General features: G+C 31.3%; 17 protein-coding genes and 1 pseudogene. 9 read left to right on the top strand and 9 right to left on the bottom strand.

Annotated elements, in window-relative coordinates; translation table 11 throughout:
• Positions 1–8 precede the first annotated feature (8 nt).
• From efp to ABMY20_RS05040, 5 genes are all read right to left on the bottom strand, one after another.
• Positions 9–575, bottom strand: coding sequence for an elongation factor P (gene efp, locus ABMY20_RS05060; protein ID WP_047788759.1), 567 nt, complete (start codon positions 573–575; stop codon positions 9–11).
• A 46-nt stretch (positions 576–621) separates the two neighbouring features.
• Complete coding sequence (gene lpxA / locus ABMY20_RS05055) at positions 622–1,407, bottom strand: acyl-ACP--UDP-N-acetylglucosamine O-acyltransferase (protein ID WP_047788758.1); 786 nt, start codon at positions 1,405–1,407, stop codon at positions 622–624.
• Between the two features lies 1 nt (position 1,408).
• Complete coding sequence (locus ABMY20_RS05050) at positions 1,409–2,800, bottom strand: bifunctional UDP-3-O-[3-hydroxymyristoyl] N-acetylglucosamine deacetylase/3-hydroxyacyl-ACP dehydratase (protein ID WP_047788757.1); 1,392 nt, start codon at positions 2,798–2,800, stop codon at positions 1,409–1,411.
• Positions 2,793–3,833, bottom strand: a complete 1,041-nt coding sequence (gene lpxD / locus ABMY20_RS05045) for a UDP-3-O-(3-hydroxymyristoyl)glucosamine N-acyltransferase (RefSeq protein WP_047788756.1) — start codon at positions 3,831–3,833, stop codon at positions 2,793–2,795. Before lpxD ends, ABMY20_RS05050 begins: the two co-directional genes overlap by 8 nt.
• A 65-nt stretch (positions 3,834–3,898) precedes the next feature.
• Positions 3,899–5,131: an HD domain-containing protein gene (locus ABMY20_RS05040; RefSeq protein WP_349264782.1), complete on the bottom strand. Its 1,233-nt coding sequence runs from the start codon at positions 5,129–5,131 to the stop codon at positions 3,899–3,901.
• Between the two features lie 152 nt (positions 5,132–5,283).
• On the opposite strand from ABMY20_RS05040, the gene ABMY20_RS05035 reads away from it, so the two are divergent.
• The 4 genes from ABMY20_RS05035 to ABMY20_RS05020 are packed head-to-tail and all read left to right on the top strand — an operon-like array spanning position 5,284 to position 8,908.
• Positions 5,284–6,831 carry a bifunctional response regulator/alkaline phosphatase family protein gene (locus ABMY20_RS05035; RefSeq protein WP_159491107.1) on the top strand — a complete coding sequence of 516 codons (1,548 nt, stop codon included), beginning with the start codon at positions 5,284–5,286 and terminating at the stop codon, positions 6,829–6,831.
• 50 nt (positions 6,832–6,881) lie between these two features.
• Positions 6,882–7,295 (top strand): tRNA (adenosine(37)-N6)-threonylcarbamoyltransferase complex ATPase subunit type 1 TsaE, encoded by a 414-nt coding sequence (gene tsaE / locus ABMY20_RS05030; RefSeq protein WP_349264781.1) that lies wholly within the window; start codon positions 6,882–6,884, stop codon positions 7,293–7,295.
• A 6-nt stretch (positions 7,296–7,301) separates the two neighbouring features.
• Complete coding sequence (locus tag ABMY20_RS05025; RefSeq protein ID WP_047788753.1) at positions 7,302–8,498, top strand: alanine dehydrogenase; 1,197 nt, start codon at positions 7,302–7,304, stop codon at positions 8,496–8,498.
• A 38-nt stretch (positions 8,499–8,536) separates the two neighbouring features.
• Positions 8,537–8,908, top strand: coding sequence for a DUF4258 domain-containing protein (locus ABMY20_RS05020; protein WP_047788752.1), 372 nt, complete (start codon positions 8,537–8,539; stop codon positions 8,906–8,908).
• On the opposite strand, the gene ABMY20_RS05015 is transcribed toward ABMY20_RS05020, so the two are convergent.
• Genes ABMY20_RS05015 through ABMY20_RS05005 form a run of 3 tightly spaced genes read right to left on the bottom strand, consistent with a single transcriptional unit; the run spans position 8,905 to position 12,135 of the window.
• Positions 8,905–9,498, bottom strand: coding sequence for a DUF1801 domain-containing protein (locus ABMY20_RS05015; protein WP_349264780.1), 594 nt, complete (start codon positions 9,496–9,498; stop codon positions 8,905–8,907). The genes ABMY20_RS05020 and ABMY20_RS05015 overlap by 4 nt on opposite strands.
• Positions 9,498–9,926 (bottom strand): VOC family protein, encoded by a 429-nt coding sequence (locus ABMY20_RS05010; RefSeq protein WP_349264779.1) that lies wholly within the window; start codon positions 9,924–9,926, stop codon positions 9,498–9,500. The genes ABMY20_RS05015 and ABMY20_RS05010 overlap by 1 nt, the downstream gene beginning before the upstream one ends.
• Before the next feature lie 13 nt (positions 9,927–9,939).
• On the bottom strand, positions 9,940–12,135 hold the full coding sequence (locus tag ABMY20_RS05005; protein ID WP_159491039.1) for an ATP-dependent DNA helicase RecQ: 2,196 nt from the start codon (positions 12,133–12,135) through the stop codon (positions 9,940–9,942).
• A 146-nt stretch (positions 12,136–12,281) separates the two neighbouring features.
• Here ABMY20_RS05005 and ABMY20_RS05000 point away from each other — a divergent pair, with 146 nt between their 5' ends.
• The 4 genes and pseudogenes from ABMY20_RS05000 to lptB form a co-directional block, all read left to right on the top strand.
• Positions 12,282–13,253 (top strand): KpsF/GutQ family sugar-phosphate isomerase, encoded by a 972-nt coding sequence (locus ABMY20_RS05000; protein ID WP_349264778.1) that lies wholly within the window; start codon positions 12,282–12,284, stop codon positions 13,251–13,253.
• A 1-nt stretch (position 13,254) separates the two neighbouring features.
• Entirely contained in the window at positions 13,255–14,076 is an 822-nt protein-coding gene (gene tatC, locus ABMY20_RS04995) for a twin-arginine translocase subunit TatC (protein ID WP_047788747.1), read from the top strand.
• Positions 14,051–14,398 (top strand): carboxymuconolactone decarboxylase family protein, encoded by a 348-nt coding sequence (locus tag ABMY20_RS04990; RefSeq protein ID WP_047788746.1) that lies wholly within the window; start codon positions 14,051–14,053, stop codon positions 14,396–14,398. The genes tatC and ABMY20_RS04990 overlap by 26 nt, the downstream gene beginning before the upstream one ends.
• Positions 14,399–14,484: 86 nt before the next feature.
• Positions 14,485–15,213 (top strand): annotated as a pseudogene (gene lptB, locus ABMY20_RS04985) (LPS export ABC transporter ATP-binding protein); the annotation flags it as partial.
• Between the two features lie 545 nt (positions 15,214–15,758).
• Here lptB and ABMY20_RS04980 read toward each other — a convergent pair.
• Entirely contained in the window at positions 15,759–16,511 is a 753-nt protein-coding gene (locus ABMY20_RS04980) for a CDP-alcohol phosphatidyltransferase family protein (protein WP_281979249.1), read from the bottom strand.
• 99 nt (positions 16,512–16,610) lie between these two features.
• Between ABMY20_RS04980 and ABMY20_RS04975 the strand changes: the two genes are divergently transcribed.
• Positions 16,611–17,588: an alpha/beta fold hydrolase gene (locus ABMY20_RS04975; protein WP_047788745.1), complete on the top strand. Its 978-nt coding sequence runs from the start codon at positions 16,611–16,613 to the stop codon at positions 17,586–17,588.
• Positions 17,589–17,608 lie beyond the last annotated feature (20 nt).

Genomic DNA, 17,608 nt, shown 5'->3' with positions numbered 1-17,608 from the left:
TAGTATATTTATTCTTTGATACGCTCTGTGTAAGCTCCTTTTTCTGTATCTATTTTTATTTTGTCTCCTTCATTTATAAATAAAGGAACATTAATTCTTGCTCCTGTTTCAACAGTTGCTGGTTTTGTAGCATTTGTTGCAGTATTACCTTTTACACCTGGTTCAGTATGAGTTACCTCTAAAATAACATGAGAAGGCATTTCTACTGATAACGGCATTCCATCTTCAGTATTAATCAAAACAGTAACAACTTCTCCTTCTTTCATTAAATCTGGAGCATCTAATACTGATTTTTGAAGTGTAATTTGGTTATAATCTTCCGTATTCATGAAGTGATATAGATCTCCTTCAGGGTATAAATACTGAAACTTATGTGTTTCTACACGAACGTCATCAATTTTATGTCCTGCAGAAAAGGTATTATCAATTACTTTTCCGGAGGTAACGCTTTTAAGTTTCGTACGAACAAAAGCAGGTCCTTTTCCTGGCTTTACATGTAAAAACTCAATAATTTTGAATATGTCGTGATTATACTTTATACATAAACCTTTTTTAATATCTGATGTTGATGCCATTTATTTTGATCTTTATAGTATTGCTCTTTAAGTGCAATTTTAATAATTAATTTGCTTTAAAATATCCTTTCATGATTCCACGATGCGAATCTTTGATAAACTGAATAATCTCATCTCTTTCTGAAGTTGCTTCCATTTCAGCCTCTATAATATCTATAGCTTGAGTATTATTATAATTTTTTTGAAACAATATACGATAAACGTCTTGAATTTCTCTTATTTTTTCAGTGCTAAATCCTCTTCTTCTTAATCCTACAGAATTGATCCCCACGTATGATAAAGGTTCTCTTGCTGCTTTTACATAAGGAGGAACATCTTTACGTACCAAGGATCCACCTGTTACAAAGGCATGATTACCTACAGAAGCAAATTGATGTACTGCCACCATACCTGCTAACACTACATTATCACCAACAGTTACGTGTCCTGCTAATGTTGAATTATTTGAAAAGATACAATTATCTCCCACTTTACAATCGTGCGCAATATGACAGTAAGCCATTATTAAACAGTTATCACCAATAACTGTTCTCATTCTATCAAGTGTTCCTCTATTAATGGTTACACACTCTCTTATGGTTACATTATCTCCTATTTCTACAGTCGTATCCTCATCATTATACTTTAAATCTTGAGGGATTGCTGAAATTACAGCTCCTGGAAAAATTCGACAATTTTTACCGATGCGTGCACCTTCCATGATAGTTACATTAGAACCTATCCATGTTCCTGATCCAATTTCTACATTTGCATGAATAGTTGTAAAAGGTTCAATAACTACATTCCTAGCTATTTTTGCTTGAGGGTGAACGTACGCAAGTGGTTGATTCATATTATTTTACTTTTGAAATTTGTGCCATAAGCTCTGCTTCACATACTAATTTTCCATTAGCGTATGCATAAGCTTGCATATGAGCAATACCTCTTCTTATTGGAGTTATTAATTCACTTTTAAATATTAATGTATCTCCTGGTAATACTTTTTGCTTGAATTTAACATTATCCATTTTCATGAAGTATGTTAAATAGTTTTCTGGGTCAGGAACTGTATTTAATACTAAAACTCCTCCACATTGTGCCATAGCCTCCACTTGAAGAACTCCTGGCATAACTGGTGCTCCAGGGAAATGTCCAACAAAAAAATTTTCATTCATTGTTACATTTTTCATACCTACCACATGCTTGTCTGATAATTCAATAATTCTATCAATCAATAAAAATGGTGGTCTGTGAGGTAAAATATCCATTATTTTATGGATATCCATTAATGGTGGTTGGTTTAAATCATAGGAAGGAACATTGTTTCTTTTTTCCTTTTTTATGATTTTAGCTAATTTCTTAGCAAAAGCAGTGTTTACAGAATGCCCTGGCTTGTTGGCTATTACTTTTCCTTTAATTCTAACACCTGCTAAAGCTAAATCACCAATAACATCTAACAGCTTATGACGTGCAGCTTCATTAGCCCAATGTAATGTTAAGTTGTCTAAAACTCCGTTAGGCTTTACTGTTATGTTGTCTTTATTAAAGGCTTTTTTTAACTTTTCCATTGTACTGTCAGACAACTCTTTGTCGACATAGACAATAGCGTTATTCAAGTCTCCACCTTTAATTAAATCATTTTCTAACAACATTTCAATTTCGTGTAAGAAACTAAATGTTCTTGCTGCTGATATTTCTTCTTTAAAGTCTGAAATTGTATTTAATGTGGCATTTTGAGTACCTAATATTTTAGTCCCAAAATCTACCATAGTAGTTACTTGGTACTCATCTGATGGCATTAAAATAATTTCACTTCCAGTTACTTCATCTTTGTATGAAATAATTTCTTTTACTACATACTCCTCTATTTCAGCTTCTTGTTCAACAATTCCTGCTTTTTCTAGAGCTTCAATAAAGAACTTAGAAGATCCATCCATAATTGGAGGTTCAGAAGCATTAATCTCTATCAATAAATTATCAATATCTAATCCAACTGCTGCAGCTAAAACGTGTTCAGATGTTTGTATTTGAACGCCATTTTTTTCAAGGTTTGTTCCTCTTTGTGTATTTGTTACATAATCAGCTTTTGCTTCTATCACGGGTTCCCCTTCTAAATCTACTCGCTTAAAAGCAAATCCATGATTTTCTGGAGCTGGTTTAAAAACCATTGTAACTTCATTACCAGTGTGCAATCCAACACCTGATAATGTAACTTCGTTTTGTATTGTTTTTTGTTTCTTACTCATTTTTTATTTTTTGAGCATTCAACTCTTTTTCTATTTTATGTATTGTAGTTGCTAATTTTGGTAAGTTTTTAAAGTGTACATATGACTTACTGTAGTCTGAATATCCAAATGCTGGAGAACCTTGTACTACTTCTTCATCTTTTAAACTTTTTCCTATCCCTGATTGGGCTTGGATCTTCACATTGTTTCCAATAGTGATATGACCAACAATACCTACTTGACCTCCAATCATACAGTTTTCTCCTATTTTAGTTGATCCTGCAATCCCTGTTTGAGAAGCTATCACGGTATTTTTACCAATCTCTACATTATGAGCTATCTGAATTTGGTTATCTAATTTTACTCCTTTTCTAATTATTGTAGATCCAAGAGTAGCTCTATCAATAGTTGAATTAGACCCCACATCTACATTATCTTCTATAATAACGTTTCCTATTTGTGGAATTGCTTTATATTCTCCATTTTCATCTGGTACAAATCCAAAACCATCTGCTCCAATAACTGTTCCTGAATGTATCTTACAATTATCACCTACAACGGTTTCAGAGTAAATTTTTACTCCTGCAAAAACAACTGTATTATCGCCAATAGTAACATTATCGCCTATATAAGAATTAGGATAAATTTTAACATTATTACCTAAAACCACATTTTCTCCAACATAAGCATAAGCTCCAATGTACTCGTTATCTCCAATAGTAGCTGATTCAGCAATAAAATGAGGATTTTCTCTTCCTTGCTTATTATTCTTTACCTCATTGTAAAACTCCAAAAGTTTTGAAAATGCTTTATACGCATCTTCTACTTTAATCAAAGTAGTTTCTATTTCCTTTTCAGGAATAAAACTTTTATTTACAATAGCTACCGATGCTTTGGTTGTATATATGTATGAGTTATATTTTGGGTTTGATAAAAAGGTTAAAGAACCTTGCTTGCCTTCTTCTATCTTAGAAAGTGTGGATACTTCAGCTCCTGGATTTCCATCAATCTCTCCTTCTAAAATATCGGCTATTTGTTTTGCTGTAAATTTCATTATCTGCAAAAGTAATTATTTTTGTTCAAATACTTCTTGATTAGAGTTTGTTTCTAAGTATTCACCTACTTTATTTTCTTAGGATAGCACAGGTAATATTTTACAACAGGTTTTGTTAATGCTTTAAGGTTTAGCTGATCAGAAGCCTTTGCTATGTCTTTTAACTTCCCTTTTTTTGTATAAATTTTAATTGGTTTCTTTGTATTATATGCTTGATGTTTTATTTCATTTGAAAAAACAAAATATTCGAGCTCTTGTTCACTTAAGTCTACAAATTTTCTGAGCTTTCTACGCCTCTTTTCAATATACTCCTCAGTAAATGGTTTTTCCTGAATTTCAATCTTTAACAAACTTCTGTCTATAATTTTTGTTGCTAATGTAGATAATATAAAGTCTTCATGATTCTTCCATTCTTTTATTGCTGATAAAACATCATAATCGTCTAACTCTGAAAATATTTCTAATGTTGCATTTGAGAAATTTTCTTTATTTATCGGATTATACAAGAAGTACTTGAGTGCTCTACTAGAAGGTAACTCTACTCCTTTTGTTGCTAACTCCTTTGCTCTCTTTAATATGCTTACCAAAAGGTTTTCAGCTACTAAACCTGTTTTATGTAAATAAACTTGCCAATACATTAGGCGTCGCGCAATAACAAATTTTTCTACCGAATAAATTCCTTTTTGCTCAATAACCAATTCGTTATCTACCACATTCATCATTGCTATTAAACGATCTGATGAAATGTTTCCTTCTGCTACTCCGGTAAAAAAACTATCTCTTTTTAAATAATCCAATCTGTCAATATCTAATTGACTTGATATTAATTGGTATAAAAACTTACGTTGGTGTTTCCCTTCAAATACTTGAATAGCTAAACTTAATTTCCCATCAAACTCATCATTCAAGACTTTCATAAATTTTAATGAAATTTCTTCGTGAGTTATTCCATTCACAATACTATGCTCTAAGGCATGTGAGTATGCTCCATGACCTATATCATGTAACAAAATAGCTATATATAAAGCATTTGCTTCTTCTTCTGAAATTTCAACGTTCTTCATTCGCAATACATGTACCGCTTTTTGCATTAAATGCATGCAGCCTATTGCGTGATGAAAACGTGTGTGGTTAGCTCCAGGATAAACCAAGTTTGACAAGCCCATTTGTGTAACTCTACGTAGCCTTTGAAAATATTTGTGCTCGATAATATCAAATATTAGAGAATTTGGTATGGAGATAAATCCATAAATAGGATCGTTAATTATCTTTAATTTGTTGGTTTTTGATTTCTTCAAAATATATAAATCCTTGAATTTTAAACAAAAAAATCATAATTTATCTACAAAACCAAATTAACCAGCGTTTAATTAACGTATTTTTAGCTTTTAAAAACACAACAAAACAGCTTTTAGGCGTTATTTAGGTAGTAAATAAATTGAAAATTATGATGAGAAACATACATATTCTTTGGGTAGATGATGAAATAGATTTATTAAAACCACATATACTTTTTTTAGAAAAAAAAGATTATAAAGTTACAACCTGCACCAATGGTACAGACGCTATTGACTTGGTTAGTGAAAATAATTTTGATATTGTTTTTTTAGATGAAAACATGCCAGGTATTACTGGATTAGAAGCACTTTCAGAAATCAAACAGAAGAATACAAACCTTCCTATTGTTATGATCACTAAAAGTGAAGAAGAGTACCTTATGGAGGAAGCCATTGGTTCAAAAATTGCTGACTACTTAATCAAGCCAGTAAATCCTAACCAAATACTATTGAGTTTAAAAAAGAATTTAGACCACTCTCGCTTAGTTTCTGAAAAAACAACATCAAGTTACCAACAAGAGTTTAGAAAAATTTCGATGGATTTAGCTATGGTCAATTCTTATGAGGAATGGGCTGAACTTTATAAAAAATTAGTTCACTGGGAACTTGAGTTGGAAAACATCAACGACACGGGAATGTTAGAAATTTTGGAGTCTCAAAAATCAGAGGCTAATTCTCAATTTTTCAAGTTCATTAAAAAGCATTACCAACATTGGTTAACAGGAGATGATAAACCCACATTTTCGCACACTTTATTTAAAGATTATATAGTTCCTAATTTATCCAAAAGCCAGGGAGTTTTATGGGTAGTGATTGATAACCTCCGTTATGACCAATACAGAGTTTTAGAACCTTTTATTAATAATTATTTCAAGAAAGAAGAAGAATACTCTTATTATAGTATATTACCCACAGCGACTCAATATGCACGTAATGCTATATTTTCTGGGTTAATGCCTTCTGAAATGGAAAAAAGACATCCAAACTATTGGAAAAATGATACTGATGATGGGGGAAAAAATTTATTTGAGGCTAATTTTTTAGATGAACAAATAAAACGTTTAGGTCTAAATATTACACATGAATATTACAAAATAGTTTCTTTAAAAAGTGGGAAAGACTTAGCTGACAGCTACAATGGAACACGACAAAATGATCTTACTACTGTAGTTTATAACTTTGTTGATATGCTTTCGCATGCCAAAACTGAAATGGAAGTTATTAAAGAACTTGCTGGTGACGATAAAGCCTATCGTTCTTTAACAGTAAGTTGGTTTAAAAACTCACCTCTTTACGAGATTATTCAAAAAGCACAAAAATTAGGGCAAAAACTAATAATTACAACCGATCACGGTACCATAAACTGTAAGCACCCTACTAAAGTTATTGGTGATAAAAACATTAGTTCCAACTTACGATATAAAACTGGTAGAAGTTTGAGCTATGAAGATAAAGATGTATATGCGGTTAAAAACCCAAAAGATATTTTCTTACCCTCAATAGCTATTAATAGCCCTTTTATATTTACAAAAGAAGATCTGTTTTTTGCTTATCCAAACAATTATAATCACTTTGTAAAGTATTATAAAAATACTTATCAACATGGAGGAGTTTCACTCGAAGAAATGATTATTCCTTGTGCTGTTTATAATCCAAAATAGTGAAAAAGTAAATTTTATTAACAAACATTACTTCATTATTTTTGCTACTTATGAACAGAAATTATTCACTTAGCGAGTTGACAGCTGTAGCTAAAGAAATCATTGCTACTTCCCAACATAAAATATTACTTTTTTATGGAGAAATGGGAGTTGGTAAAACGACATTAATTAAAGAAATATGTAAAGTTTTGGATGTAGAAGACATTGCCCATTCTCCTACTTTTTCTTTGGTCAACGAGTATAAAACAAACTCAAACGAAACAGTATATCATTTTGATTTTTACCGTATTGAATACGAAGAAGAAGCTTATGATATGGGGGTTGAAGACTATTTATACAGCAATAACTGGTGTTTAGTTGAATGGCCTGAAAATGTTAAAAATTTACTACCTTTAGATACTGTTTCAATATCAATTAGCTTGCTAGAAAACGGGCAACGAAACATTCAATTAAAAACTAACTAAATTTAGATGGGTTCTATTTCACCTTTTACCAAAGAGCAGTTAATGCCACAAACCGAAATGCTTGAAATTAAAAAGCAGAAAGGAGATTTATTTATAGGGTTACCAAAAGAAACTCATTTTGAAGAAAAAAGAATTAGTTTATCTCCTGATGCTGTTGCTGCATTAGTAGCTCACGGACATAGAATTGTAATTGAAACTGGTGCTGGTGAAGGAGCTAATTATAGTGACCAAGAATATTCTGATGCTGGTGCAAAAATATCCTACGATATCAAAGAAGCTTTTGCTTGTAATATTGTACTAAAAGTAGAACCACCGTCTTTAGAAGAAATTCAGATGTTAAACCCTCAAACGGTTTTAATTTCTGCTCTACAATTAAAAACACAAAACAAAAAATACTTTGAAGCTCTTGCTAAAAAAAGAGTAACAGCAATTGCTTTTGACTATATTAAAGATGAACACGGTGTATTTCCTATAGTAAAATCACTAAGTGAAATTGCCGGAATTGCCTCTATGCACATTGCAGCTGAGCTTATGACTGCTTCTAATGGAGGAAATGGTTTATTACTAGGAAATATAGGAGGAGTTCCTCCAACTGATGTAGTTATTTTAGGTGCAGGAACTGTTGGAGAATTTGCAGCCAAAACAGCAATTGGACTGGGTGCAAGAGTTAAAGTTTTTGACAACTCAATAACAAAACTTCGCAATTTACAATCATGTGTACAAGCACCTATTTATACGTCAACAATTCAGCCTAAAACCCTACAAAAAGCTTTAATGCGCTGTGATGTAGCTATAGGAGCTATTAGAGGAAAAGACCGCTCTCCTGTGGTTGTTACTGAAGAAATGATTGAACAAATGAAAGATGGTGCTGTTATTGTTGATGTAAGTATTGATAGAGGTGGCTGTTTTGAGACTTCTCAGGTTACCACACATAGTAAACCTACTTTTTCTAACCATGGGGTAATACATTATTGTGTGCCTAATATTCCTTCTAGATATTCTAGAACAGCTTCTGTATCTATTAGTAATATTTTCACTCCTTACCTCCTAGAAATAGCTGAAGAAGGAGGTTTTGAAAATGCTGCTCGGTTTGATAAAAGTTTACGTAATGGCATGTATTTTTACCATGGAATCTTAACTAATAAAACTGTAGCTGACTGGTTTGACCTTCCTTATAGAGATATTAATTTATTGATTTTATAGTTCAATTTTACTTACTTTTGCACTTCAATTTTTAAATTATGCAGTGGTTAAAACGTGTTGGTTATTATTTAATAGGGATTGCCTTAGGTAGTTTAGTCGTTCTTTTTATTTGGAAAGGTAAAGATGTTTCTTTCGATTATGGAATGGATGCTCGTACTTTAAAGACTATTAGAATAAAAAAGCGTTTGTTTTCTGATAACGCTCAGCAAATATTAGCTACTTCAAAGATTGATACTACTACCATTTCTACTATTTTAAATAATGGAGATGTAGATTTTGGAAAAAGCAAACCTCGTTTAAAACCTTGTGCAGAGTACTTTATAACTGGAAAAGATAGCTTAAGTCACATTGACTTATATGTTATACGTTGTGACTCAACTGCTACAATTGATAAGATTACAATTAACTAACAATTTTTATACTTATCATACAGTCCTATACCGTTTAGTATCATCGGAATTATTTTTTCAAGTCGTTTTTCTTTGGTCGCTACTCTTTTTGCTTCAGAAATATAATTGGTAAACTCTCTTTGCTTACTCAAAGTAAACTCGTTAAAAGTTTCCTTTAACCTATCGTTTTTATCCAATTCTAACTGTAATTCTTTAGGGATAATTATGGGTTTAGTATTCTTTTTAGCTTTTAATTCTCTTCCTTCTTCAGAGTTTTTAATAGCTTCTAATACATATTGTTTAATAAGTATGGTATCAATCTCACCCAATTCATTAAATCGCCATTGACGCATTGCTTGTGTTTTTCCTTCTTGAACATTTACCAATACTTTTTCTTTATCAACTAAAAAACTCCCCTGAAAAAACCATAATCCACAATAGTTTTTAAAAGCAGATAATCCTACTATATTTTTTCCTTTATGCACATAAACAGGTGCTCCCCATTTAATAGTTTCTTGAACAGGAAGATCCATAAAAACAGAACGCAAGAGATTTAACTCTTGCGTCCAATTATTTTTATCTAATATATATTGTGTTACTTTAGGGTTCATTACGCTATTTGTTCTTCTAAAGACACCATCCAATTTACACCATACTTATCTTTTAACATTCCAAACTTACCTCCCCAAAAAGCTTCTTCAAAAGGCATCATAACAAAAGCCCCGTCAGAAGAAAGTCCATTAAAAATAGCAACTGCTTCATCTTCGTCTTCAGTATTTATACTTACTGCAAAGTTATTTCCTTTTGTAAACGCTTCTTTTTCATTTAAAAAATCAGACCCCATAATAGAGAAACCTCCTGCTTCTACAGTACAATGCATTGTTAATTCCATTACTTCTTCAGGAATGTTTTTACAAACTTCTTCTGGAGCATCTTTAAATTGCATCAACATTGTCATTTCACCACCTAAAACATCCGCATAAAAAGTCATTGCTTCTTTGCAGTTTCCGTTAAAATGTAAGTAAGTACTTGCTTGCATATTGTTAAGTTTTTTAGTTAGCTATTTCACTGGTAAATTTAATACGCATTAATCGTAATTCATCATCATCATAATCTCCATCAAACTCATCCAAGGCTTCTTGAATTTTATCTGTCTCAGCTTCCATAAAATAATCATGAATTTCTTCCTGCTGATCCTCATCAAGTAAGTCATCTACTGCATAATCAATATTAAGTTTAGTTCCCGAAAACACAATAGCTTCCATCTCCTTTATTAATTCAGACATTTCTAAACCTTTAGACTTAGCAATATCTTCTAAAGGCAATTTTCTATCTGTATTTTGAATGATGTATAACTTTAATCCAGAATTAACTCCAGTACTTTTAACTATTAAATCATCAGGACGCATAATATCGTTGTCTTCCACATATTTTGAAATAAGCGCAACGAAATCTTTACCATATTTTTTAGCTTTCCCCTCACCAACACCATGAACCTTTGCAAGTTCATCTAATGTTACAGGGTATTTTAATGCCATATCATCTAAAGATGGGTCTTGAAAAACCGCAAAAGGAGGAACTCCTAAACGTTTTCCTACTTTCTTTCTTAAATCTTTTAGCATTACTACCAATTTATCATCTACTCCTCCTGCTGATTTTTCATTGGTTATAATAGTCCCATCATCTGCTGTTTTATAAACGTGATTTTCTGTCATCATAAATGATGATGGATTTTTTATAAACTCTTTACCTTCTTTTGTTAATTTTAGAACTCCATACTGTTCTATTTCTTTCTTGATTAAATCTGCAACTAGAACTTGACGAATTAAAGCCATCCAGTAATGATTATCTTTAGCTTTACCAATACCAAAAAAAGATTGATCGTTTGTTTTATGAGATTTTAACAATGCATTTTCTTTACCAATAATTGTGTTTACAATTTCTTTTGGTTTATACATTTCACTAGTATCTCTAATAACAGATAATAAAGTTACTACTTCATCTTTAGCTTCGTGCTTCTTCTTAGGATTTCGCATATTATCATCCATATCAGCGCCTTCTCCATTTACTTCATCAAATTCTTCTCCAAAATAATGTAGTAAATACTTACGTCTGTTCATTGATGTTTCAGCGTACCCTACAACTTCTTGTAATAGAGCATGTCCAACTTCTTGTTCGGCAACAGGCTTGTTCGCCATAAACTTCTCAAGCTTTTCGATATCCTTGTACGAATAAAAAGTTAAACAATAACCTTCTCCTCCATCACGTCCTGCTCTACCAGTTTCTTGATAATAACTCTCTAAACTTTTAGGAATGTCGTGGTGTATTACAAAACGAACATCTGGCTTATCAATTCCCATACCAAAAGCAATCGTAGCTACTACAACATCACAATCTTCCATTAAGAACATGTCTTGATGCTTTACACGTGTTTTTGCGTCTAAACCTGCATGGTAAGGAACAGCATTAATTCCGTTAACTTGTAAAATTTGCGCTATTTCTTCCACTTTTTTACGACTCAAACAGTAAATAATTCCTGATTTTCCTAGTCGTTGTTTTATAAAGCGAATAATGTCCTTTTCTACATCTTTAGTCTTTGGTCTAACTTCGTAGAATAAATTTGATCTGTTGAAAGATGCTTTAAACACATTTGCATCTGACATTCCAAGAGTTTTAAGAATGTCTTCTTGTACTTTCTCTGTTGCAGTTGCAGTTAAACCAATAATTGGTACATTATCAATCTGTTTAATAATATTTCTCAGATTTCTATACTCAGGTCTAAAGTCATGTCCCCATTCAGATATACAGTGTGCTTCATCAATAGCTACAAATGATATTTTTTGTCTTCTTAAAAACTCAGCGTACTCTTCTTTAATTAAAGATTCAGGAGCTACGTACAATAACTTGGTAATTCCCGATTCAATATCTGATTTTACTTGTGCAATCTCCGATTTGTTCAACGAAGAATTTAACACATGGGCTATTCCATGATTTTCAGAAATACCCCTAATGGCATCTACTTGGTTTTTCATTAAAGCAATTAATGGCGATACCACAATTGCTGTACCTTCCTTCATTAAGGCAGGTAATTGATAACATAGCGACTTACCACCCCCAGTTGGCATAATGACAAATGTGTTTTTATTCTCTAACACACTGTTAACTACATCTTCTTGTAGCCCTTTAAACTGGTTAAATCCGAAGATTTTTTTTAATGATCCATATAAATCCGTCTGCTCTTTATTCATCTTCTAATATCAAAAATTAAAAACGAGAACTAATTTACAAAAATTCCCAACAATACATAACGTAAACTTTCTTTTTATTAAAAAAGATTTTCTTCTCAAATTATTCCTATTTTTACACTTTAAAATATATTTAAAACTTTTTTAACTTGAAAGACGCAAACGCTATTCTCTCAACCGCAAAAGAAACTATCCTTTTAGAAAGTAATGCTATTGCTAATTTAGCAAATTTATTAAATAGCTCGTTTACGGACGCTGTTAATTTTATATTTAATTCAAAAGGTCGTGTTATTGTAACTGGTATTGGAAAAAGTGCCAATATTGCAACTAAAATGGTCGCTACTTTTAACTCAACAGGTACACCTGCTGTTTTTATGCACGCTGCTGATGCTATACATGGTGATTTAGGTAACGTACAGGATAACGATGTAGTTATTTGTATTTCTAAAAGTGGAAATACTCCTGAGATAAAAGTCTTAGTACCTTTAATTAAAAACTATAACAACAAAATTATCGCTATAACAGGGAATCCTGACTCTTTCTTAGGAAAAAATGCTGACTTCCTTTTAAATTCTTTTGTTGAAAAAGAAGCTTGTCCTAATAACTTAGCTCCAACAACTAGCACAACAGCTCAGTTAGTTTTAGGAGATGCTTTAGCTGTATGCTTATTAGAATTAAGAGGTTTTTCAAGTAGTGATTTTGCAAAATATCATCCTGGAGGTGCTTTAGGCAAGCGGTTATACTTAAGAGTTTCTGACCTTATTAAAAATAACGAATTACCTAAGGTGAAAAGTATCGACAAAGTTACCCAAGTAATTGTAGAAATTTCTGAAAAACGCTTAGGTGTAACTGCTGTTGTTGATGATAATGGTATAATTACGGGAATTATTACCGATGGGGATATTCGTAGAATGCTAAGTAAAACAACTAAAATAGATGAGCTTACTGCTGCTGATATTATGAGTACATCACCAAAAACAATTGATGCAGATGCTATGGCTGTTGAAGCTCTAGACACGTTAGAAAACAATAATATCACTCAAATTTTAGTTACTGACATTAATAACAATTATGTAGGTGTAGTTCACTTACACGATTTAATTAAAGAAGGAATATTTTAAGATGGCAGAAAAAGAAATGTCTTTTTTAGACCATCTTGAAGAGCTAAGATGGCATTTAGTAAGAAGTTTTGTAGCTATTTTTATTGTTGCAATTGTAATTTTTGCAAACATTAATTTTGTTTTTAACGAGATACTTTTAGCTCATCTAAAACCCGATTTTGCAACCTATCAATTCTTTTGTAAAGTATTTTCTTCTATTGGAATTGACAGTAGCTTTTGTACAATAAAATTCAAACAAACACTACAAGCTTTAAATCCTACTCAACAATTAATGACAGGGATTTGGTCTTCTCTAATTTTAGGTTTTGTAGTTGCTTTTCCTTATATTTTATGGGAATTTTGGCGATTTATAGCTCCTGGTTTACACGAAAGTGAAAAGAAAAAATCAAAAGGATTTATTTTTACTTCTTCTTTTCTATTCTTTCTAGGTATTTTGTTTAGCTATTATGTTATTTTACCTATGTCTGTATACTTCTTTTATAATTTTGAAATATCAGACGCCATACAAAATAATTTTAAATTAGAAGCCTATATTGGTCTTATTACTAACACATTATTAGGCGTAGCTATATTTTTTGAACTTCCTGTAGTTATTTTCTTTCTTTCTAAGATAGGATTGATTACACCAGATTTTTTAAGAAAATATCGTAAGCACGCCTTAGTAGTGGTGTTGGTATTATCTGCAATTATTACACCTCCAGATGTGGCTAGCCAAATAATAGTATCAGTTCCTATTATGATCTTATATGAGATGAGTATATATGTATCAAAATTTGTCATAAAAAAACAACAAAAAAATGTCACAAAAAATCCAAGAGTTTAACGACTATCGTGCTAAAATGAACGAAAAGATTTTAGCTTCAGACAATAAAGTAATCAAACGTATTTTTAATTTAGATACTAACGCATACACAGAAGGACATCTTCCCGTAAAAACAAAAGAACTTTTAGGCTTAGTAGCTTCTGCTGTATTACGTTGTGATGACTGTATTGCTTACCATTTAGAAACAGCATATAAAAATGGTGTAACAAGAGAGGAAATGATGGAAACCATGAGCATTGCTACATTAGTAGGCGGTACTATTGTTATTCCTCATTTAAGAAGAGCTGTAGAGTTTTGGGAAGCTTTAGAAAACGAAGCTTAATTTATGTATAAATTGATTTAAGAAGTTTTTAAGAAACAGTTTTGTTACTTTTATTCTTTAATCAATTCTATTTTCAACAAAAATAAATGAAGTTAAGAGCAGACAACATACAAAAGGTATACGGTAGTAGAAAAGTAGTTAAAGGAATTTCTTTAGAGGTTGAGCAAGGTGAAATTATTGGGTTATTAGGTCCTAACGGAGCTGGTAAAACAACCTCTTTTTATATGATAGTAGGAATGATTAAACCTAATGATGGTCATATTTTTTTAGATGATGAAGAAATTACTACCGATGCTATGTACAAACGTTCTCAAAAAGGAATTGGTTATTTAGCACAAGAAGCTTCTGTTTTTAGAAAACTTTCAGTGGAAGATAATATTATGTCTGTTCTTGAATTTACTGACAGAACTAAAGCTGAAAGAAAACAACGCTTAGAAGAACTAATTGATGAATTTAGTTTAGGACATGTACGTAAAAACCGTGGTGATTTGTTATCTGGTGGCGAGCGTCGTAGAACAGAAATAGCACGTTGTTTAGCTTCTGACCCTAAATTCATTTTATTAGATGAGCCTTTTGCTGGTGTAGATCCTATTGCGGTGGAAGATATTCAAGGAATTGTAGCACAGCTGAAAAATAAAAATATTGGTATTTTAATTACCGATCATGATGTACAAGCAACATTGGCAATCACAGATAGAACTTACTTAATGTATAATGGAGGTATTTTAAAAGAAGGAACTCCTGAAGAACTGGCTGAAGACGAAACTGTTCGTAGAGTATATCTTGGAAAGGATTTTGAGCTTAAAAAGAAGAAGTTTGATAATCAAGCTGTAACACAAAATCATTTTATAATTAAAAACGCAAAAGAAGAAGATATCTTCTCTTCTTTCTCAGAAGCATACCGCACTCATAATTTAAAAGAAGGTTTTAAACTATATAAAAAAAAAGGAAATGTTAATTCATTTCTTGTAGTACTTGCCGATAACATGAGCTTTGTTGATTTCTGTAATCTTTCTATTGATATAAAAGGCTTAGAGGTGAAAGGAAACATTAAAGTTTCTGATCATGGCTATAAAAAAATAGCTAATTATAATGATTGGTGCAACTTTGAAATAAACGCTGATAAAATTATATTAACCAATAGAAATAACGAAAGCTGGGATGTGTATAAAAAAGGAGAATTTTCAAAAAACAAACTTATAAGTAAAGTCTTTGTTGAAGATAAAATATCTTTAGACAATTACCATTTTATAAGTAATATTTTTAAAACTTAAAAAGACACCTAAAACAACTTTCAAAAACAAAAAAGCACGTTGATTTATAACGTGCTTTTTTGTTTTATTTAAAAGGGTAACTAATTCTATTTTAAAGAAAGCTTTTTGTCTGAATTATTTACTATAGATAGTATTACATAAGAAAGAATAATCATTGGAATTGCTACTATTTTTAGCGTTACAATTAATATAACCGACAAAGCTAAAAACACATACTTAATCACATTATCTTTAAAATAAAAGTTCTTAAATTTCAGAGAAAATAAAGGAATTTCAGCATTCATTAGATACGTAAATAATATTGTGATTAATATCAAAAAATATTGATTTTCAATAAAACCTATTAAAAACGATTCTTTATCAAATTGAGCTATTAATGGCAATGAAATCACAAATAAACTCATTGCTGGTGTCGGCACACCTATAAAACTATCAGATTGACGCTCATCAATATTAAACTTCGCTAAACGATATCCAGCTCCCAGTGTTAACAATAATCCTAAATATGGTAAGTTACTACCTGTTGCTCCGTATTCATCAACTCCAAAATATCCAACAGCATCTATGTCTAAAGCATTCACCAACATTTGCATCATTACAATTCCCGGTACTACCCCACTCGTTACCATATCTGCTAAACTATCTAACTGTTTTCCTAATTCACCCTGTACCTTTAACATACGAGCGGCAAATCCATCAAAAAAATCAAAAAGTATCCCTAGCATTACCAAAATTGCTGTAGCAAAAAAATCACCTTTTATAGCAAAAATAGTAGCAATAGTACCACATAACAGGTTTCCTAAAGTTAATAAATTAGGGATATATTTTTTAATATTCATAGTATTCATAATTTACAGCTAAAATAAGAAATCATTCAATGGTTTTTACATTTTAGCTATTTTTTGTCATCTTTGTTTAAAAAGCTATAAAATAGTATTATGCCAATCATTTCAGATACATTTTCTCCTAGTTTACCTTTTAAAAGTGCTCATTTCAACACTGTTTACCGACCTTTATTCATGAAAGACACTATTGAATATAACCGAAAAAGAGTCACAACGTGGGATGCTGATTTTATTGATTTAGATTTTTCCATAGTAGAATCTAAATCACTTGTGCTATTAATTCACGGACTAGAAGGAAGTTCTCAATCAAACTATATGATCAGAACATCTAATCATTTAAACAATATTGGTTTCGATACAGTTTGCATGAACTTAAGAGGTTGTAGCGGAGAAGATAATTTACTTTTAGAAACTTACCATAGTGGAAAAACTGATGATGTTGAGTTTATTATTAAACATTTAAACAGCAATTATAATTACGAAAATATTATAATTATTGGTTTTAGCTTAGGAGGTAACCTAACACTGAAGTTTTTAGGAGAGTATAACAATATTCCTTCCGAAATAAAAGGAGGAATAGCTGTATCTGTCCCTGTGGATTTAACATCATCTCAAGCCGAATTAAACAAACTAAAAAACAAAATTTACCTAAATGAGTTTTTACGTACCATGAAGTTGAAACTGTTACAAAAAGCCGAAAAGTTTCCTGATTTTCAGCTTGATAAAGAACTTTTATTCAAAGCAAATAAATTCAGACATTTAGAAAAACAATATACAGTTCCTGTTTTTGGATTTAAAAGTTCAGAGGATTATTGGGAAAAAGCAAGTGCAAAACCTTTCATTCCTGAAATAAAAGTACCTACCCTACTCATAAATGCTTTAGATGATAGTTTTTTATCAAAAGAGTGTTACCCAATAAAAGAAGCTAAAAACATGAAAAACTTTTATTTATCCACACCAAATTATGGAGGTCATGTTGGTTTTATATCTTCTTTTTCTAATACAGAAAACAAGTGGCTAGAGCAACGTATTTCAAAATTTATTCATGAAACTCTTGGAATTAAACCTTAAACAATAACCTAAAAAATCCT

The organism is Tenacibaculum sp. SSH1-16 (genome assembly GCF_040104435.1).
GTDB lineage: Bacteria > Bacteroidota > Bacteroidia > Flavobacteriales > Flavobacteriaceae > Polaribacter > Polaribacter mesophilus.
This window is presented reverse-complemented; position numbering and strand designations above follow the sequence as displayed.